This is a genomic window from Haloferax sp. Q22, assembly GCF_001482285.1.
Taxonomy (GTDB): Archaea; Halobacteriota; Halobacteria; order Halobacteriales; family Haloferacaceae; genus Haloferax.
On record NZ_LOEP01000056.1, the window covers coordinates 149,012 to 167,231 of the forward strand.

Genomic DNA, 18,220 nt, shown 5'->3' on the forward strand with positions numbered 1-18,220 from the left:
CGGCCCAAATCGTGTTCGGCGGTATCACGCATCACACTAATCCTCGGGCAAAAAGCATTTACACCGCCTAATTAGATGTAATTACACATCATGTCGGAAGCCGAATCCTTCCCGGACTATCTCGACGTCGACTACACCGACGGCGAGGGCGAGACGCCGGGGGACTACCCGAGTATCGAGGACAAAATCGAGAAGGCCATCGAGGTCACGAAGCAGGGCCTCGAACAGTACGAGAACCCCGCCGTGATGTGGACCGGTGGCAAGGACTCGACGCTCACGCTCTACTTCATCAAGGAGGTCGCAGAGCGCTACGATCTCGAAGTGCCGCCGGCGGTCTTCATCGACCACTACCAGCACTTCGACGAAATCATGGACTTCGTCGAGCACTGGGCCGACGAGTGGGACCTCGACGTCATCTGGGCGCGCAACGAGGACGTCGGCGCGTACGTCGACGAAAACGGCCTCGAACCTGGCGACGACATCCCGGTTTCCGAACTCTCGGAGCACAACCAGCACCACATCCGTAACATCCTCGAATACGAGGAGGACACGTTCCCGTTCCTGCTCGACACCTACGTCGGCAACCACCTGCTGAAGACCGTCGCGCTCAACGACACCCTCGAAGAGTACGACATCGACGGCGTCATCTCCGGCGTCCGCTGGGACGAGCAGGAAGCCCGCGCCGACGAGACGTTCTTCAGCCCCCGCCACGACCCCGACATCTACCCGCCGCACGACCGCATTCAACCCATCCTCCAGTTCGAAGAGAGCGCCGTCTGGGACGCCTTCTGGTACTTCGCGGTCCCGGACACCGTCGAGAACTACCCCGAGGACGGTTACGTCCCCACCAGCGACACCGACCTCCCCGAGGGTGTCACGCAGGAGGACGTGCCCGTCTCGCCGAAGTACTTCGCCGGCTTCCGGAGTCTCGGCAGCGAGGTCTCGACCGACAAGTCCGCCGAGGAACCGGCGTGGCTGCAGGACATGGAGAACACGACCGAGCGCGCGGGCCGCGCCCAGGACAAAGAGGACCTGATGGAGCGCCTGCGCGACCTCGGCTACATGTGACGTCGGCCGAAATCTAACGCGAACATCGCGCCGCGACCACTTTTTCGCGGACTCGCTCCCGACAGCGACAGCGACTGTCTCACAGCGGAAACAGCGATATCCTCCGCGAGCGACACCTTCCCTATGAGCCTCGTGTTCCCCGACTACCTCGACCTCGACTACGACGACGGCCGAGACCGGACCGCCGCCGACTACCCGACGCTCGAAGACAAACTCAAAAAAGCGGCCGCGGTGACCGCGACCGCCCTCGAACAGTACGAGCGCCCGGCCGTGATGTGGACCGGCGGCAAGGACTCAACGCTCGTGCTCTACGTCGTCCGCGAGGTCGCTGCCGACATGGGCGTCCCCGTGCCGCCCGTCGTCTTCATCGACCACTTCGAGCACTTCGACGAGACCGAGGCGTTCGTCCGCGAGTGGGCCGACCGCTGGGACCTCGACCTCGTCGTCGCCCGCAACGAGGACTTCGCACGACTCGGCGCGTCGCCGGGCGACGAGATTCCCCTCTCGGCCCTCGGCGACGACACCCGCCGCGAACTCGACCGCCTCGGCTACGAGGGCGAGACCGTCGTCCTCGACGCCGACACCTTCGAGGGCAACCACCTCTTGAAGACCGTCGCGCTCAACGACACCCTCGAAGCGCGCGGTTTCGACGGTGTCTTCTCGGGCGTCCGCTGGGACGAACAGGAGTCCCGCGCCGACGAGACGTTCTTCAGCCCCCGCCACGACTCCGAGAAGTACCCGCCGCACGACCGCATCCACTCCATCCTCCAGTTCGAGGAGGCCGACGTGTGGGCGGCGTTCTGGAACTACATCGTCCCCGACTCAGTCGAGGGCTACCCCGCGGGCCGCGTTCCCGCGTCCATCGACGACCTCCCCGACGGCGTCGAACCCGCCGACCTGCCCGTCTCGCCGAAGTACTTCGAGGGCTACCGCTCCCTCGGCACCGAATCCGGCTCCGCGAAGTCCGACGACCGACCCGCGTGGGTGCAGGACCTCGGCGCGAGCGCGGAACGCGAGGGGCGCGCGCAGGACAAAGAGGACCTGATGGGTCGGCTTCGGGATTTGGGGTACATGTAAGGTCACGGGAGTCGCTCGAAACGAGTCCGCGGCGCGAACACCGTAGCGCCTATCTCCCCCAACACGCTATCGCCTCCATGACAGCCGAGTGGGTCAGCCTCTTCTCCGGCGGAAAGGACTCTTCGTGGGCGCTCTACCGCGCGCTCGAGGAGGGTCTGAACGTCACCCGCCTCCTGACCGTCCACCCGAGCGACGACTCGTACATGTACCACGTGCCGGCGACCGACCTCGCCGCGCTCGCCGCCGAAAGCACCGGCATCGAACTCGTCGAGGTCCACCCCGGCGACCTCGAAGCGACCGACGCCGACGACTCGGGCGCGCAGGGCGACGCCGAGCTCGAACCCCTCGAAGCGGCGTTGTCTGACCTCCAATCCGAGATGGACCTCGCGGGCGTCACGGCCGGAGCCATCGAAAGCGAGTTCCAGACGAACCGGATTCAGGCGATGTGCGACCGCCTCGACATCGACCTGTTCGCCCCGCTGTGGCAGGAGAATCCCCGCGAACTCGGCGACGCCATGCTCGAGGCGGGCTTCGAAATCACCATCATCCAAGTCGCGGCCCACGGCCTCGACGAGTCGTGGCTCGGCCGGACGCTCGACGCCGACGCGCTCGACGAACTCGAAGCGCTCAACGAGCAGTACGGCGTCCACATCCTCGGCGAGGGCGGCGAGTTCGAGACGCTCGTCACCGACGGCCCGCACATGGACCGCCCCATCGAACTGGAGTACGAGACGGAGTGGGAGGGGACCCACGGCAGGCTCCGCATCACCGACGCGTACCTCGGCTAAGAAAAAGCGCCCGCGGTTGCGGTTCGGGCCGCGTTACTGGCCGTTCGTCAGCCGCGAGTGCGCCCCGATGAGGGCGTTCGAGAGGTCGAGGCTCTCGATGTGAGTCTCCTCGTCGACGATAGAGTTCTTCAGCTCCGCGTTTCGGATGACTGCGCCGGGGAAGACCACGGACTCTTCGAGCACGGAGTCTTCGACCACCGCGTTGGCCATCACGTGGACGTTGGTGCCGACCTCGGTGTTCGTGAGCGTCGCCGACTCGTGGACGAAGTTCTCGCCGCCGAGGTACCACGCCACGGCGTCGAGGTAGCTCTGGGGCGTGCCGATGTCGAACCACGCGCCGTCGAACGTGTAGGCGAACACGTCGCCGTTCTGCTGGAGCCACTGCATGAACCAGCCGGGCTCGTCGGGGTTGTTGTCACCGGAGAGATACTCGTCGAACTTGGGCAGGTCATCCGCAGGGAAGGCGTAGCAGGCGATGGAGACGAGCGTGCTCTTGGGGTCTTCGGGCTTCTCCTGGAAGTTGATGACGCGGTCGCCGTCGAGTTCGACGAGGCCGTAGGACTTCGCGCGCTCCTTGTCGCCCACGTCGTAGGCGGCCAGACACGGCGCATTCTTCTCGTAGAAGAAGTCCACGAAGTCGCCCACGTCGAAGCTGATGAGGTTGTCTCCCGCGATGACGACGAGGTCCTCGTCGACCTCCTCGCGGTCGATGAGCTGGGCGAGCGCGCCCACGACGCCGAACTTCTCGTCTTCTTCGCTGGTGTCTTCGACCGACAGCGTCGGCTTTTCGAACGGCGATTCGTCGATATACTCCTCGAATGCGCCGGCGAAGCGCTCGTTCGTGCTCACGAACACCTCCGAGACCCGGTCGTCGGCTTCCAGGTCTTCGAAGATGGTGTCGATGACCGTCTGGTCACCGACGGGTAAGAACATCTTGGGTCGGTGTTTGGTAATCGGCCACAGACGCGTCGCGTACCCTCCGGCAAGGACGACTGCCTTCATATCCCCCAAATCCCGCCACGTAGACAAGGCCTTTTTGCATCCTCTCTATCTTGCTGACACTTTTTTCGACCGAGGCGGCGCAAGGGATTTTCCCTTCGACTCCCAATCGAGCGATATGACAGCCCGGGAGTCCGACACGACGGCCCGCCAGCGCATCGCCGACGCCCTCCGCGACGACCCCGCGACGGCCTCCGAGCTTTCGGCGAGTGTCGGCGTCTCGGTGTCGTCGGTGTACGGCCATCTCCAACACGTCGCCCAAACAGTCCACGGAGAGGACGGCGAGCAGTTCCTCGTCGCGCCGCCGGAGTGCAAACACTGCGGATTCAGCGCCTTCGACGACCCCGTGAACTACCCCTCGCGGTGTCCGGAGTGTCGAAGCGAGGGCATCGAAGAGGCCGTGTTCAAAATAGAGTAGCGCAGCGCGACCGCGTCACGGTGCGGCCGAGACGCCGGTTCCGTTCGCGGCTTACAGTTCGTCCAAGAGCGTCCGCGCCGCCGCCGACGAGGAACCGGGGCCGCGCGCGGTGATGAGGTCGCCATCGACCGTGACGCTGGTGTCACTGTCGAGTTCGGCGTCCCAGACGCCGCCGGCGGCCTTCACCTCGTCTTCGACCCAGTACGGGAGCTTTCGGCCGTCGGGCATCAGGTCGTCGTCGTCGACGATGCCTTCCTCCCACTCGTTGGGGAAGCCGGTGACCTCGCGCCCCTCGACGAGGAACGAGCCGTCGGCCTCGCGGGTGAACCCGAGGATACCGACCGCGTGACAGACGACGAGCGCCTTCGAGCCGTCGCCGGCGACCGCCTGCAAGAGCGCCTGTCGGGCGTGTCGGTCCTGATTGATGTCCCACGCGGTGCCGTGGCCGCCGGGGAACACCACGGCGTCGTACTCGCGGGCGTCGACCTGCGCAATCGGCTCCGGGTTCTGCAGTCGCTCGTCGTTCTCGTGGACCTCGACGACGCGTTCGGCGAGTTCCTCGCCGACCGCCTCGGGGTCGATAGAGCGCTCGTCGACGACCGGCGGCGCGCCCGTCGGCGTCGCGACCGTCACGTCCACCCCGGCATCGGTCAGGGTAGTGAGCGGCTCGATGCATTCCTCTCCCCAGTAGCCGTCTTCGCTGACGATAAAAAGCGCCGATGTCATCGCTCCCGAGTACGGTCCGGCCACAAAAAGGCCCCGCGGAGGCGGAAATCCGCGAGGGAGGACGGCGCGACGGTGAGGCGTCGCGGCCGTGTCGGCGTCGGTCAGTCGTCGCCGTGTTCGTCGACGATAACGACTTCGCCGTCTTCGACGGTGACGTTAATGAGCGTCTTGACGTGGTGGTCCGAGTCGTCGAGTTCGTTCGGCCCGGCCTTCTTGATGATGGCGACGGTGTCGACGACGTCCGCGCCGATGTGGTCGAGCGCGTCGAGGACGGCCTTCATCGTGCCGCCGGTCGAGAGCACGTCGTCGAGGACGAGCACGCGGTCGCCCTCGTTCACGTCGTTGATGAACATGTCGCCCTCGGAGTAGCCCGTCTGCTGGTGGAGCGAGACCTCGCCGTCGAGGCCGTACTCGCGCTTGCGGATGACGACGAGCGGGATGTCCGTCATGAGCGAGACGGCCGTCGAGATGTGGATGCCCATCGCCGCGGGCGTGACGATTTTGTCGACGTCTTCGAGGTTCGCCTTGCGGATGATCTTGATGACAATCTCGCGCAGGAGCCCCGGCTTTAGCATCGGAACCCCGTCGCTGATGGGGTGGACGAAGTACTCGTAATCTCCTTTTTCGATGATCGGCGCGTCGAGGAGAGACTGCCGCAACTGGTCCATGGCGCTCGTTTCCCCGGTTAGGCATAAAATGTGGCGGTTCGATGGCTCTCGGACACGCCGACCCACGTCTCGCGGTATCGACTACCGTGGGCCGACCGACGCCGAGCGCGACCGCTCACCGACAGCGGTCTCCGCACGGAGCGCGACGCTCCGAGGGCGGTTACATCCCGCCGAGAAGCTGTGACGCGGTTTTCACCAGCGGCTCAACCGTCTCGTCCGGTTCGACGAAAAGCAACATGCCGCGACCGCCGCAGTAGACCTGCAACACGCCGTAGCCGTCGCGTTCCTCGAACCGGTACTCGACGCTGTTCTGTACCGGACTAAGCCCGGAAAACAGCCCGCGCTCCATGAACTCGCGCCGAGTCTCCTCAGCGAGCGAGCTCAGGTGCGTCACGAGTTCGTCGCGACTCCCGAAGTCCTCGCGGACCGACTCCCCGACGTGAAACAGGTCGAAGGCCGTCGCACCGTAGACGGCGACCAGAGAGACTGCCCCCTTCGCAGTCCCCCAAAGCGCGTCCATCGCGACCTCGCTGTCGGGTCCCGGTCCGTTGACGGATGCCATCCGTGACGGGTCGATTATCATTCGTTTCCCCCCTTGCCCTGACGCTGCGCGTCTCCCTGCCCGGAGCGCGCGCCTGGACGGATCATAAATGTCCGATTGTGAGTCAGTGTTATAAATTTGAGGGTCACACTGGAGGTAATAATTATCCCCCGCCAAATCCGGCCAGAAATCGCCTGAAACCGGCGTCTACTACGAGACCGGACTCTCTGATTTGACCCCGGTCTCGAGGGCGGCGTTTCGCCCCCATGTGGCTGGTGGGAACCGTTAAGAAATGGGCCCGTGAGCGCGTTATCGCACAACTACATTGATTATTAGTGGACTACGCTACCCGTATTTTCAGCTATTTCATCCCAAAACCAACAGACCGCGTAGTAGTTCGGGGTCGGTTCCCCCTCTCCAGCGATCTAGGACGATTCGATAAATAGTATACTTCTATTTTGTCGATTGGCTACAAAACCCGATTAAAATATATGCTTTCGTCTCATAGGTAGCGTGAGTGACCGAACGCTGCGCCCAGCTTGAGTCACGACCATACCCATGATACACCAACCACTCGTGCTCGGTGGAGAGCACGCGGGTCGCGCGCTCGCCGAGCGACTGCTGGAGGAGTACGAATCCGTCACGTTCATCGACGAGAACGAGGCAGTGGTCGCCCACGCGATCGAACGCGGCATCGACGCGCGAGTCGCGGCGTTCGACGAGCCACAGTCCCTCCGAGCCGCGTGGAACGAAAACGCGGACGCGGTCATCGTCGTGGGACGGATCGATCCGACGAACCTGCTTCTCACGCAGGCTTCGCGAACGACGTTCGACGTCGACCGAGTCACCGTACTCGTTAACGACCCGCAGAACACGGACGTGTTCGAGGACCTCGGTGTCGAAGTGATCTGTGTCACATCGCTCGTCACTGACATGGTCGTCGGGTCGCGCGCCGAACCGGCAGAGGACGCGCGAGCGGGTGGATAACCGTGGAAAAAACACTCGAACGAGACCTCGGTCTCTTCTCGGTGCTCGCGATCAGTATCGGGGCGATGGTCGGCAGCGGAATCTTCATTTTACCGGCGCTCGCGGTCGATATCGCGGGTCCCGCGGTTATCTTGGCGTACTTGATCGCCGGTGTTCTCGTGCTGCCCGCGGCGCTGTCGAAATCCGAGATGGCGACGGCGATGCCCGAAGCCGGCGGCACCTACTTGTTCATCGAACGGGGGATGGGTCCACTGTTGGGCACCATCGCCGGTATCGGCACGTGGTTCTCGCTCTCGTTCAAAGGTGCGCTCGCACTCGTCGGCGGCGTGCCGTACCTGCTGTTGCTGTTCGACGTCCCCTCCACAGTCGTCACGCCGGTCGCGCTCGCGCTCGCGGCGCTCCTCGTCGTCGTCAACCTCGTCGGGGCAAAACAGACCGGGAGGCTACAGGTCGGTATCGTCGCCATCATGCTCGTCGCGCTCGTCTGGTTCGTCCTCGGCGGGACGCCGACCGTCGAGTCGACGAACTTCCGTCCGTTCTTCAACGGCGGAGTCGGCGGCTTGCTCACTGCGACCGGTCTCGTGTTCGTCTCCTACGCGGGTGTGACGAAAGTAGCGAGCGTTGCCGAGGAGGTCGAAGACCCCGACCGAAACATCCCGCTCGGCATCCTCGGGTCGCTCGGGTTCACGACGGTCCTCTACGTCCTCATCGTCGCCGTGATGGTCGGGGTCACCGACCGCGGCGTCCTCGCCGAGAGCGCGACGCCGATGGCACTCGCCGCGGAGGCTTCGCTCGGAACCGCGGGCGTCATCGCCGTCGTCGTCGCTGCGGTCCTCGCACTGGTCAGTACCGCGAACGCCGGGGTTCTCTCCTCGTCGCGGTACCCGTTCGCCATGAGCCGAGACAAACTCGCGCCGCCGTCGTTATCGACCATCAGCGACCGATTCGGAACCCCGAGCACGTCGATTACCCTCACTGGCGTCGTGCTGTTGCTCCTCATCGCGTTCGTTCCGCTGCTCGACATCGCGAAGCTCGCGAGCGCGTTCCAACTCCTCGTGTTCGTCCTTATCAACCTCGCCGTCGTCGCGTTTCGAGAGGGCCACGTCGAGTACGAACCGTCGTTCACCTCGCCGCTGTACCCGTGGATGCAGGTGTTCGGCGCGGTCAGCGGTCTCGTCCTCCTCACCCAGATGGGGACTCTCCCGCTCGTCGGTGCGGTCGTTCTCACCATCGCGGGTGCCCTCTGGTTCTTCGTGTACGCCCGGTCTCGCGTCGACCGCGAGGGCGCGGCCGCTGACGCCGTTCGCCAAGAGGTCAGCCGCAACGCGGTCGAACGAACCGAAGCGGCCATCCAAGCGCACCGCGACGAGTACCACGCCCTCGTGGCGATTTCGCACGACATCTCGAAAGCCAGAGAGCGGGCGCTGATTCAGGTGGCTTCGAGACTCGCTCGCGCCAACGACGGACGAGTCACGGTCGCGCGGTTCGAGACGGTGCCGGACCAGACATCCTTGGCCTACGCGTCCGCGGTCGAATCGCCAGCCGACGTCGAGTTCGAACGGCAGACCGACGAGCTCGACGACGAGTTCGGCGTGCCGATACGGTGCGGCACCATCGTCACCCACGACACGCGACACGCGGTCGTCAACTACGCCGCCAACCAGGACGTCGACTTCCTCCTCGTCGAGCACCCGACGGGGACAAAGCGCGTGAGCGAGCGCCTCTTCGGAACCGATACGTCGTGGATTCTCCGTCACGCACCCTGCGAAGCCGGTCTACTCAAGGGCCCCGACCTCGACGGGATTCGCACCGTCGAACTGCTCGCGAGCCAGGGGCCGTACGACCCGACGAAAGTTGCCGTCGCGGACGCGCTGGCGAGCGAGTCCGAAGGTCGGATCCACCTGAGTCACTGCGGGGACACCACCGACTCGGCGGCCCGGCGACGGTCCCTCGAACAGTACAAAGCCGACATCGCCGAGTTGTGTAGCGCCCCCGTCGAGATGGGGACGCTCTCCACGGACAGTGGCCCCCACACTCTGCCGACCGAGAGCGACCTCCTCGTTGTGGCCGCCGACGAGTGGAACGGGCGGTCGGACGCGAAGGCGGTCATCGACGAGTGGAGCGGTTCGGTACTCGCGGTTCACGGTCAGGACGCGACTCGGCGCGGGCGACTCATGCGCGCGCTCGACCGTCAGTTGTTCTGACCTCGGCGGACAGTTCGCTCTCCGCGCGTTCATCGGCGGTTCACGCGACCAAAACACATATTTTCGGGAGCCCCATTGGTCGGCTCATGGCGTCGACATCCATCGACGAGCTCGATAGATACATCCTTTATGCGCTGCAGAAAGACGCGCGACACACGTCGGGAAACGATATCGCCTCCGCACGTAACGTCTCTTCGAGCACGGTCCGAAACCGGATTTCGAAGCTCGAATCGAGCGGCATTATCCGGGGGAGCCACCTCGACATCGACTACGAGGCGCTCGGCTACCAGCTCCACACGATTATCTTCTGTACGGCGCCGATTTCGAAGCGAGAAGAGCTCGCGAGAAACGCCCTCTCGGTCGAGGGAGTCATCTCGGTTCGAGAGATTATGTCCGGCGAGAAGAACGTCCACATCGTCGCGCTCGGCCGAAACAGCGACGACTTGAGTCGAATCGGGCGCGAACTCAGCGATATGGGGTTCGAGATTGCAGAAGAAGAGATAATCCGCAACGAGTACACCTGCCCCTACAGCCCGTTCGCCGGAGACTCGACGAACGAGCCGTAACCCCGGATGTCGACGCCGTTTCAGCGGTCTCGATTGGACAGTGCGACCCACGTCTGACCGACGGATAGCGGAAAGGGTTTTGCTTGGCTTTCGCTACAGTCACGTAGTACCAATGAGCCAGTATCGAACGTCCCGACGAATCGTCCGGTCCGACTTCGGAGGTGGCTGATGCCCGATACGAGTTCCCGAATTCTCGTTCCGGTCGGAGAGTCGTCCACGTTCCGGAACACCGTCGCATACGCGGTCCGCGAGGCGCGGCGCATCGCCGCGGAAACCGGCGAAGAATCGACCGTTCACTTCGTGTACCCCGTCCGATGGCAACTGGTCGACGAGAGCGAGCGTTCGGCGGCCGACGCCGTCGCCGATACCCTCGAACGGGCGCGCGTCTGGGCGAACGACGACCTCGACTACGACGACGACGGCGACCTCGACGCCGAGGACGTCTCGGTCTCTATCGAGACCGCCGTCGTCGGCGAGGACCGATACCTCTTTTCGCCGAACGATTTCGCCGAAGTACTCCTCGAGTACGCTCGTGACCGCGGCCTCGACCGCATCGTTCTCGACCCGGAGTACCAACCCGGCGGGAGCGCTCCGATGCTCCAGCCCCTCGAGTTCGAACTCGCGCGGTCGGGGTTAGTAGTCGAGGAAGCGCCGGTCGACCGCGTCGTCGAGCGCGGCCGGCTTCCCAGCCGAGCGAACGTCTCGAAGGCCCTCGCGATGTTCGGCGTCTCGTTCGGATTCTACCTCCTCCTCGCGGGCGTCTTCGACACGTTCAACCTCGTCACCGGCGCGATCTCCGCCGGCGTCGTGACGGCGGTCTTCGCACGCATCTCGTTCGTGAACACGCCGTCCGTGACCGGAACCGTCGCCCGAATCGCCCGCTTTCTCCTCTACGTTCCCTACCTGCTGTGGGAGATCGTGAAGGCCAACTTCTCCGTGGCCTACATCATCCTCCACCCGGACCTCCCCATCGACCCGGAGATGCAGCGGTACCGGGCGGCAATTTGGGGAGACCTCTCGGTGACGACCCTCGCGAACAGCATCACGCTCACGCCGGGGACGCTGACCGTCGATATGGACCGGGACAGCCTTATCATCCACTCGCTCACCGGCTCCGCCCGAGACGGACTCGCGGGCGGCGCACTCGAACGCGCCGTTCGGTTCGTCTTCTACGGACGCTCGGCGGCGCGTATCCCGACGCCCGCCGAGCGCGGGACGATAGCCTCGTGGACCGACGACGACCAAACGGATGGTGACGAGTGACGATGCTCGGACAGCTCTCGACGTTCGAGACGGTGTTACTCGGTGCCGCGGGCGCGTTCATCACGTTCGCGGTTGTCCTCCTGTACCGCGTCGTCCGCGGACCGACGATGGAAGACCGCGTCATCGCGATCAACGCCATCGGGACGAACACGGTCGTCGTGTTGGCGCTCGTCGCCGCGGCGTTCGGTCTCTCCGGATTCCTGGACGTCGCGCTCGTGTACGCGCTCTTGAACTTCCTCGCCAGCATCGCCATCTCCAAGTTCATCGTCGAGCGCGGAGGTGTCCTCTGAGATGACGCCCCTCGAATATCTCGTCGTGGGACTCGTCCTCGCGGGCGTCTTCTTCAGCTTCGTCGCGGTCGTCGGAATCATCCGACTGCCCGACCTCTACACCCGCGCCCACGCGACTTCGAAGAGCGATACGCTCGGAACGGTGCTCTCTCTCGGCGGCATCGCGCTCCTGTTCGGCGCGGAGGTCTCCGCCGTCAAGACGGTCTTGCTTCTGTTGTTCATGCTTATCACCAACCCGACGGCCGCTCACGCCATCGCACGGGCGGCCCACGACCAAGGTATCGAACCGTGGACCACGAGCGATGAGGAGGGTGACTGAACGTGCAGCTACTCCTCTACGGGGTGTTGCTGACGTTCGTCGTCTTCGCCGCGCTCGCCGTGGCCTTCCTCCGAGACATCCTCAGCGCGATTATCGCGTTCGCCGGGTTCAGTTTCGGCGTCGCAATCGTCTACATCCTCCTCAGAGCGCCCGACGTGGCGCTGACGGAAGCGGCCGTCGGAGCGGGTGTCACGACGGTGCTGTTCCTCCTGGCAATCGTTCGGACGGTCCGGCCGGGAGGAGACCGACTCTTCGAGCGCGTCGCGTGGGGGCCCGCGATAATCGCGACCGGTCTCGTGGGCGTGTTGCTCACGACGGTTCGGTCGCTCCCGACGATCGGCGATCCGAACTCACCGGTTGCGACCTCGGAGATTACCCGGTACTACCTCGAAAACGCCTATCCGCAGACCGACGTCGAAAACGTCGTGACGGCGATCCTCGCCGCCTACCGTGGGTTCGACACGCTCGGTGAGGCCGCGGTCGTTCTCGCGGCGGGGCTCGCAGTTCTCGTCGTCCTCCGCAAGGAGGTGTACGTATGAGCGCCGCCGACGGCTCTCTCAGCGCGTACGTCGAGAGTACGATTATCATGACGACGGTTCGCGTCGTCAGCCCGTTCGTGTTCACCTTCGGGCTGTTCGTCATGTTCCACGGCGCGGAGTCCGCCGGTGGCGGGTTCCAGGGCGGCGCAATTGTCGCGTCCAGCATCATCATGCTCGCGTTCGCGTTCGGTATCGAGCCGACGCGCGAGTGGCTCGACGACAGCGTCATCCGGCTCATCGTCGGCGTCGGCGCGACGACGTTCGTCGGTATCGGCATCGGCGCGCTCGCGTTCGACGGGGCGTTCCTGGAGTACGCCGCCTACGGGATCAGCCACGGCGTGAAGTACGGTATCGAACTCGTCGAACTCGGTATCGGCGCAATCGTCGCGGGCGTCATCGTCTCGCTGTTCATGAACCTCGCGGGTGGATTCAACCACGACTCCGGAGGTGACGACACGTGATCGACCTTCTCACGACGCACTACAACTACATTGCGAGCATCCTGCTGTTCGGTATCGGACTCTACGTCGTCATGGGCAGTCCGAACCTCGTCAAGAAAATCATCGGCATGAACATCTTCCAGGTCGGAATCTTCCTGTTTTTCGTGACGACCGGGTACGTCGACGGCGGGGCTCCGCCCGTGGTCGGCCACGGCGAAGAGACGTTCGTGAGCCCGCTCCCGCACGTGCTCATCCTGACGGCGATTGTCGTCGGGGTCAGCCTGACGGCAGTCGCGCTCGCGCTCGTCATCCGCATCTACGACGGCTACGGTTCGCTGGACGAAGACGTCATCAAGGAGGTGCAGGTCGATGACTGACGCGCTCGTCCTCCTCGTGGTCGTCCCCATCGCCGCGTCGCTGTTCCCCGTCGCTCTCGGGGGACGGTTCGAGCGAATCGGTTGGTTCGTCGCGGCCGCGATGGGGCTCGTCCACCTCGGACTCTCCGCGACCGTCGCGGCGCAAGTTCTCGAGAGTGGCGTCATCTCGTACGCAGTCGGTGGGTTCGAACCGCCGTTCGGTATCGAACTCGTCGCCGACGGCGTCTCCGCGCCGCTGCTCGTGCTCGTGTCGCTTTCGACGCTCGGCGTGCTCGCCTACGCCCGCCGCGCGGGGCCGCACTCGAACGCGTTCTACAGCGAACTCGCACTGCTCACAGCCGGCATCTCCGGCGTCTTCGCGACTGCGGACGTGTTCAACCTGTACGTCTTCCTGGAGATTACGGGTCTTGCGACCTACGCCCTCGTCGCCAGCGGTCGGTCGCCGAGGGCGGCGCTGGCGAGCCTCAAGTACCTGTTCGTCGGGACCATCGGCGCGTCCCTCTACCTGCTCGGCGTCGGGTACCTTTACATCATGACGGGGACGCTCAACATGGCGGACCTTACCGGAGCGGTCGCGTCGGTCGGCTACACCTCGCCGGCGATACTGACCAGCTTCGGGCTCATCGTGACGGGCCTCCTAGTCAAGGTCGCCGTCTTCCCGCTGCACACGTGGCAGCCCGGTGCCTACGCCGAGTCGCCCGACACCGTCAGCGCGTACATCTCCGCGCTCGTCTCGACGGCGGCCGCGTACGCACTCGTCCGCATCATCTACGCGGTGTACACGACCAAGTTCCTCGACGAGATCTCGCTCGCCGGCGATGCCCTCGTGGCGCTCGCGTCGGTGAGTATCGTCGTCGGGGCGGTCCTCGCGGTCATGCAGTCCGACCTCAAACGCATGCTCGCGTACTCCTCGGTCTCGCAGTTCGGTCTGGTCGTCGCCGCAATCGGCCTCGCGAACGAGACGGCGCTCGTCGGAGCGGTCGTCCACCTCGTCGGCCACGCAGTGATGAAAGGCGGACTGTTCCTCACCGTCGGCGTATTCGCCACCGGTCTCGGCGTGCGGACGGTCGAGGACTTCGCGGGACTCGCCGCGAAGGCACCGATATCGAGCGCGGCGTTCGCCGTCCTCGCCTTCTCGATGGTCGGCATCCCGCCGGCCGTCGGGTTCGTCGGGAAGTGGAACATCGTCGTCGGTGCGGTCGAAGCCGGCGCGTGGTCCGTCGCGGCCGTCGTCGTGGTGAGCACGCTTCTCACCCTCGCGTACTTCGGCCGGGTTATCGAGCGAATGTACTTCACCGCGCCCGAACCCGAGGCGGACGCCGTCTCGACCGACGGCGGAAACGACGCCGTGGAAGTGTCGTTCGGCATGCGCGCTGTCGTCGTCGTCTCGGCGGTCGCCGCGGTTGTTCTCGGTGTTCTCGGCTCCGACCTCATCACCGTCATCCAACCGGCACTGGAGGTGTACTTCTAAATGACAGACGTCCCATCACTGATGCCGCTCGCGGCGGTGCTAGCCGCGGCGATCGGTGTCGTCACTATCGTTGCATCGAGACGCAGCCCCAACGTCAGAGAGGGCTTCACCGTTCTCTCTGCGGTCTCCGCGCTGGGTATCGTCGCGAGCATGGTTCCGGGGGTTCTCAACGGGACGACGTACGTCACCGACCTCGGGACGTTCGTCCCCGGGGTTCGGTTCGTCCTCCGGGCCGACCCGCTCGGGATGATATTCGCCCTGCTCGCGAGCCTCCTGTGGCTCATCACGAGCTTCTACAGTATCGGCTACATGCGCGGGCTGGACGAACACGCCCAGACGCGGTACTTCGCGGCGTTCGCGGGGAGCGTCAGCGCCGCCCTCGGCGTCGCGTTCGCCTCGAACCTCATCGTCCTGTACGTCTTCTACGAGCTGTTGACGGTGGCGACGTATCCGCTCGTCACGCACGACGAGACTGAGGAGGCCCGAAAGGCCGGTCGGAAATACCTCGCGTACACCTTCGGTGGCGGGGTCGCCGCCCTCGCCGGGACGGCGCTCGTGTTCTGGACGACCGGAACCGTCGAGTTCTCCGCCGGCGGCATCGCCGCGCTCGCGAACGCCGACCCGGTCGTCGCGCGGGCCGCGTTCGCGCTGCTCGTCACGGGATTCGGCGTGAAGGCCGCGCTCATGCCGGTCCACTCGTGGCTCCCCGACGCGATGGTCGCCCCGACGCCCGTTTCCGGGTTGCTCCACGCCGTGGCGGTCGTCAAAAGCGGCGTGTTCGGTATCGCACGCGTCATCCTCGACGTGTACGGTCCCGACACCGTCGGCTCGCTCGGAGTCGGCCTCCCGCTCGCCGCGGTCGCCGCGTTCACCATCGTCGTCGCGAGTATCATCGCTCTCCGACAGGACAACCTCAAACGGCGGTTGGCGTACTCGACGGTCAGTCAGCTCTCGTACATCGTCCTCGGGTTGGCCCTGCTCTCCCCCGCGGCGCTCGTCGGCGGGCTACTCCACATCCCCGCCCACGCGTTCATGAAGCTCACCCTGTTCTTCTGTGCGGGCGCGATTCACGTCGAGACGCACACCGACGACATCAGCGACATGGCTGGAATCGGCCGGCGGATGCCGCTGACGATGATCGCGTTCACCGTCGCGAGCCTCGGGATGGCCGGCCTGCCGCTGGTCGCCGGGTTCGTCAGCAAGTGGTACCTCCTCATCGGGAGCATCCAGGCGGAACAGACGGTCTTCGTGTTCGTGCTCTTGGCGTCCGGCCTGTTGAACATCGGCTACTTCTGGCCGGTCATCTATCAGGCGTTCTTCCAGACGCCGGAGGACTCGGACGCGAAACCTCTCATCGAGTTCCCCATCGGCGGCGTGCGGGCAGTCACCGACGGCGGGTCGAAAGACTCGGTCGCCGAGGGTGAGCAGTACGCCGTCGACCGGAACCCGAGCGACCACATCGCCGTGACCGACGGCGAATCCGACCACGTCGCCGCGGCCGACGGTGAGTCCGACCACGACCATGATCACCACCACGGCGGTGCGCCCGCCGGCGGGTGGGAACATCGTCGCCTCGGCACCGAGAGCACGTGGTTCATGATGGCCCCGATTACGATTGCCGCGGCCGGTGCAATCGTCCTCGGGATCGTTCCCCAGACGGCGGTGTTCCTCGCGCTCGTCCAGCGCGTCGTCGCCGACGTGACGGGGGTGGTGTTCTGATGTCGATAGCGACACTCCTGCCGCCGGCGTTCGTCGTGCTCGCGGTCGCGCTCGTCATGCCGTTCGTCTCGCGTCGGATCGGGCACGGGCTGGGCGTGCTCTCGACCGGGGGAGTGGCCGTCTGGTCACTTCTCGCCCCGGCCGGCGCACACCTACCGGTGACGTTCCTCGGCTTCGACGCCGTGTTGTTCAACGTCGACGAGTTCTCACGGTTGATGGGGATTATCTTCGGCCTCATCGGCGCGGCCGCCGTCCTCTACTCGTACTCGTCGGGCGCGCGGAACGTCCAGACGGCCTACGCCCTCGGCTACGTAGGGACGAGCCTCGGCGCGGTCTTCGCCGGCGACTGGCTCACCATGGTGTTCTTCTGGGAACTCATGGCGGTCACGAGCACGCTTCTCGTCTGGGACTACGGCGGGAAAGCGGTGCGCGCTGGCTACCGCTACGCGATTGCCCACGGACTCGGCGGTAGCCTGCTCATGGGCGCTATCGTCTGGCACTACGTCGAGGTGGGGACGTTCCTCTTCTCGGCGACCGACGGTATCGCGGCCGGCGTTCCGGCCGCGCTCGCGGCGCTCGGTATCGGCGTCAACGTCGGATTCGTCGGGCTGCACACGTGGCTTCCCGATACGTATCCGCGTCCCCACTTCGCCGCGAGTGTCTTCCTGTCGGTCTACACGACGAAGACCGGGGTGTACGGCCTTGCTCGCGCGTTCCCCGACGGGAACCTCGCAATCGCGTACATGGGGACCGCGATGGCCGTCGTCGGCGTCGGCTACGCGCTCATGCAAAACGACATGCGGCGGCTCCTGGCGTACCACATCCAGTCGCAGGTCGGGTACATGGTCGCCGGCGTCGGCATCGGCACGGCGCTCGCGACCGCCGGCGCGTTCGCACACGTCTACAACCACATCCTCTACAAGGCGCTGTTGTTCATGACCGCTGGCGTCGTCCTCTCGCGGACCGGCGAAGAGAACCTCAAGTACCTGGGGAACCTCCGCGGGGCGTTGCCGGCGACCGCGCTCGCGTTCACCGTCGCCGCCCTCTCGATTAGCGGCTTCCCCGGATTCAACGGGTTCGTCAGCAAGGGCATGATTACCGCCGCCGCCCACAAGGAGCATCTGGACGGTATCTTCTATCTCCTCCTCGCCGGGGGCGTCGGAACGTTCATGTCGTTCATCAAGTTCGGCTACTACGCGTTCTTCCGCGATGCGGACCGCGACTGGTCGCTCGACCGCGCCGGCACGGGCCAGTCGGTCGCGATGCTCGGCGTCGCGGGGCTCTGTGTCGCCTTCGGGCTGTACCCCGACGCGCTGTTCGCGATACTGCCCGGAAGCACCGCCGACGCGCACCCCTTCACGCTCAGCCACCTCGGCGAAGGGTTCGCGCTCGCCGTTCTCGGGGTCATCGGCTTCGTGGTCGTGAAGAAGCCGCTCTCGAAGGTCGGAGACGTGCCGGACGTCGACGCCCTGTTGAATCCCGCTGTCTTCTACGGCACCCGCGGGCTGGTTCGTGGTGCGACCGGTCTCTTCGCCGCCATCGACCGCGTCGTTTCGGCCGCAGCCTACGACGTCGCGGGCGCGATTGCGAACCCGTACCCCGCGTTGCGTCGGATCGCCGGCGGCCTCGGCCGGACCGAGGCGGACTCGATTACCGTCGGGAGCCTTCGCGCGACGATTGCGACGAGTATCGCACTCGTCGTGTTGATACTCGGCGGCGTGCTCGTCGGACTACTCGCGTAGTCCCGAGCCGCCCCGGGT

At 65.1% G+C, this 18,220-nt stretch carries 20 protein-coding genes; 16 read left to right on the plus strand and 4 right to left on the minus strand.

The features are described 5' to 3' along the window. The first annotated feature begins 90 nt into the window (after positions 1–90). The 3 genes from AM590_RS19450 (at position 91) to AM590_RS19460 (ending at position 2,933) form a co-directional block, all read left to right on the plus strand. Complete coding sequence (locus AM590_RS19450; protein ID WP_058828913.1) at positions 91–1,068, plus strand: phosphoadenosine phosphosulfate reductase family protein; 978 nt, start codon at positions 91–93, stop codon at positions 1,066–1,068. Between the two features lie 123 nt (positions 1,069–1,191). Further along, positions 1,192–2,145, plus strand: coding sequence for a phosphoadenosine phosphosulfate reductase family protein (locus AM590_RS19455; RefSeq protein ID WP_058828914.1), 954 nt, complete (start codon positions 1,192–1,194; stop codon positions 2,143–2,145). A 77-nt stretch (positions 2,146–2,222) separates the two neighbouring features. Beyond that, positions 2,223–2,933 carry a diphthine--ammonia ligase gene (locus tag AM590_RS19460; protein WP_058828915.1) on the plus strand — a complete coding sequence of 237 codons (711 nt, stop codon included), beginning with the start codon at positions 2,223–2,225 and terminating at the stop codon, positions 2,931–2,933. A 33-nt stretch (positions 2,934–2,966) separates the two neighbouring features. Here the strand turns inward: AM590_RS19460 and AM590_RS19465 are convergent, their stop codons facing one another. Further along, a complete protein-coding gene (locus AM590_RS19465) occupies positions 2,967–3,935 on the minus strand; it encodes a sugar phosphate nucleotidyltransferase (RefSeq protein WP_042662255.1) in 969 nt (322 codons plus the stop codon). A 115-nt stretch (positions 3,936–4,050) separates the two neighbouring features. Here AM590_RS19465 and AM590_RS19470 point away from each other — a divergent pair, with 115 nt between their 5' ends. Next, positions 4,051–4,350 (plus strand): transcriptional regulator, encoded by a 300-nt coding sequence (locus AM590_RS19470; protein WP_058828916.1) that lies wholly within the window; start codon positions 4,051–4,053, stop codon positions 4,348–4,350. A 51-nt stretch (positions 4,351–4,401) separates the two neighbouring features. On the opposite strand, the gene AM590_RS19475 is transcribed toward AM590_RS19470, so the two are convergent. The 3 genes from AM590_RS19475 to AM590_RS19485 form a co-directional block, all read right to left on the minus strand. Beyond that, the gene (locus tag AM590_RS19475; protein WP_058828917.1) at positions 4,402–5,076 is read right to left on the minus strand and encodes a type 1 glutamine amidotransferase domain-containing protein; all 675 of its coding nucleotides are present in this window, start codon (positions 5,074–5,076) and stop codon (positions 4,402–4,404) included. 101 nt (positions 5,077–5,177) lie between these two features. Beyond that, positions 5,178–5,744: a hypoxanthine/guanine phosphoribosyltransferase gene (gene hpt / locus AM590_RS19480; RefSeq protein WP_004977534.1), complete on the minus strand. Its 567-nt coding sequence runs from the start codon at positions 5,742–5,744 to the stop codon at positions 5,178–5,180. 160 nt (positions 5,745–5,904) lie between these two features. Beyond that, a complete protein-coding gene (locus tag AM590_RS19485) occupies positions 5,905–6,306 on the minus strand; it encodes a hypothetical protein (RefSeq protein WP_058828918.1) in 402 nt (133 codons plus the stop codon). 537 nt (positions 6,307–6,843) lie between these two features. Between AM590_RS19485 and AM590_RS19490 the strand changes: the two genes are divergently transcribed. The 12 genes from AM590_RS19490 to AM590_RS19545 all read left to right on the plus strand — a co-directional run bounded on the left by AM590_RS19490 (position 6,844) and on the right by AM590_RS19545 (position 18,202). Then, positions 6,844–7,272: an NAD-binding protein gene (locus AM590_RS19490; protein WP_058828919.1), complete on the plus strand. Its 429-nt coding sequence runs from the start codon at positions 6,844–6,846 to the stop codon at positions 7,270–7,272. A 2-nt stretch (positions 7,273–7,274) separates the two neighbouring features. Continuing rightward, positions 7,275–9,476 (plus strand): universal stress protein, encoded by a 2,202-nt coding sequence (locus tag AM590_RS19495; RefSeq protein ID WP_058828920.1) that lies wholly within the window; start codon positions 7,275–7,277, stop codon positions 9,474–9,476. 86 nt (positions 9,477–9,562) lie between these two features. Next, complete coding sequence (locus AM590_RS19500) at positions 9,563–10,042, plus strand: Lrp/AsnC family transcriptional regulator (protein WP_058828921.1); 480 nt, start codon at positions 9,563–9,565, stop codon at positions 10,040–10,042. Between the two features lie 168 nt (positions 10,043–10,210). Continuing rightward, complete coding sequence (locus AM590_RS19505; RefSeq protein WP_058828922.1) at positions 10,211–11,305, plus strand: monovalent cation/H+ antiporter subunit E; 1,095 nt, start codon at positions 10,211–10,213, stop codon at positions 11,303–11,305. Between the two features lie 2 nt (positions 11,306–11,307). Further along, positions 11,308–11,595, plus strand: a complete 288-nt coding sequence (locus AM590_RS19510; RefSeq protein WP_008092688.1) for a cation:proton antiporter — start codon at positions 11,308–11,310, stop codon at positions 11,593–11,595. Position 11,596: 1 nt separating this feature from the next. After that, positions 11,597–11,914: a monovalent cation/H(+) antiporter subunit G gene (gene mnhG, locus AM590_RS19515; RefSeq protein WP_058828923.1), complete on the plus strand. Its 318-nt coding sequence runs from the start codon at positions 11,597–11,599 to the stop codon at positions 11,912–11,914. Between the two features lie 2 nt (positions 11,915–11,916). Then, positions 11,917–12,453 carry a DUF4040 domain-containing protein gene (locus tag AM590_RS19520; RefSeq protein ID WP_042662263.1) on the plus strand — a complete coding sequence of 179 codons (537 nt, stop codon included), beginning with the start codon at positions 11,917–11,919 and terminating at the stop codon, positions 12,451–12,453. Further along, positions 12,450–12,914 (plus strand): MnhB domain-containing protein, encoded by a 465-nt coding sequence (locus AM590_RS19525; RefSeq protein WP_058828924.1) that lies wholly within the window; start codon positions 12,450–12,452, stop codon positions 12,912–12,914. Before AM590_RS19520 ends, AM590_RS19525 begins: the two co-directional genes overlap by 4 nt. After that, positions 12,911–13,270 (plus strand): cation:proton antiporter subunit C, encoded by a 360-nt coding sequence (locus tag AM590_RS19530; RefSeq protein ID WP_058828925.1) that lies wholly within the window; start codon positions 12,911–12,913, stop codon positions 13,268–13,270. The genes AM590_RS19525 and AM590_RS19530 overlap by 4 nt, the downstream gene beginning before the upstream one ends. Beyond that, complete coding sequence (locus AM590_RS19535; protein WP_058828926.1) at positions 13,263–14,741, plus strand: monovalent cation/H+ antiporter subunit D family protein; 1,479 nt, start codon at positions 13,263–13,265, stop codon at positions 14,739–14,741. The genes AM590_RS19530 and AM590_RS19535 overlap by 8 nt, the downstream gene beginning before the upstream one ends. Beyond that, positions 14,742–16,460 carry a cation:proton antiporter gene (locus AM590_RS19540; protein WP_058828927.1) on the plus strand — a complete coding sequence of 573 codons (1,719 nt, stop codon included), beginning with the start codon at positions 14,742–14,744 and terminating at the stop codon, positions 16,458–16,460. Then, positions 16,460–18,202 carry a Na(+)/H(+) antiporter subunit D gene (locus tag AM590_RS19545; RefSeq protein WP_058828928.1) on the plus strand — a complete coding sequence of 581 codons (1,743 nt, stop codon included), beginning with the start codon at positions 16,460–16,462 and terminating at the stop codon, positions 18,200–18,202. The genes AM590_RS19540 and AM590_RS19545 overlap by 1 nt, the downstream gene beginning before the upstream one ends. The last annotated feature ends 18 nt before the right edge of the window (positions 18,203–18,220 follow it).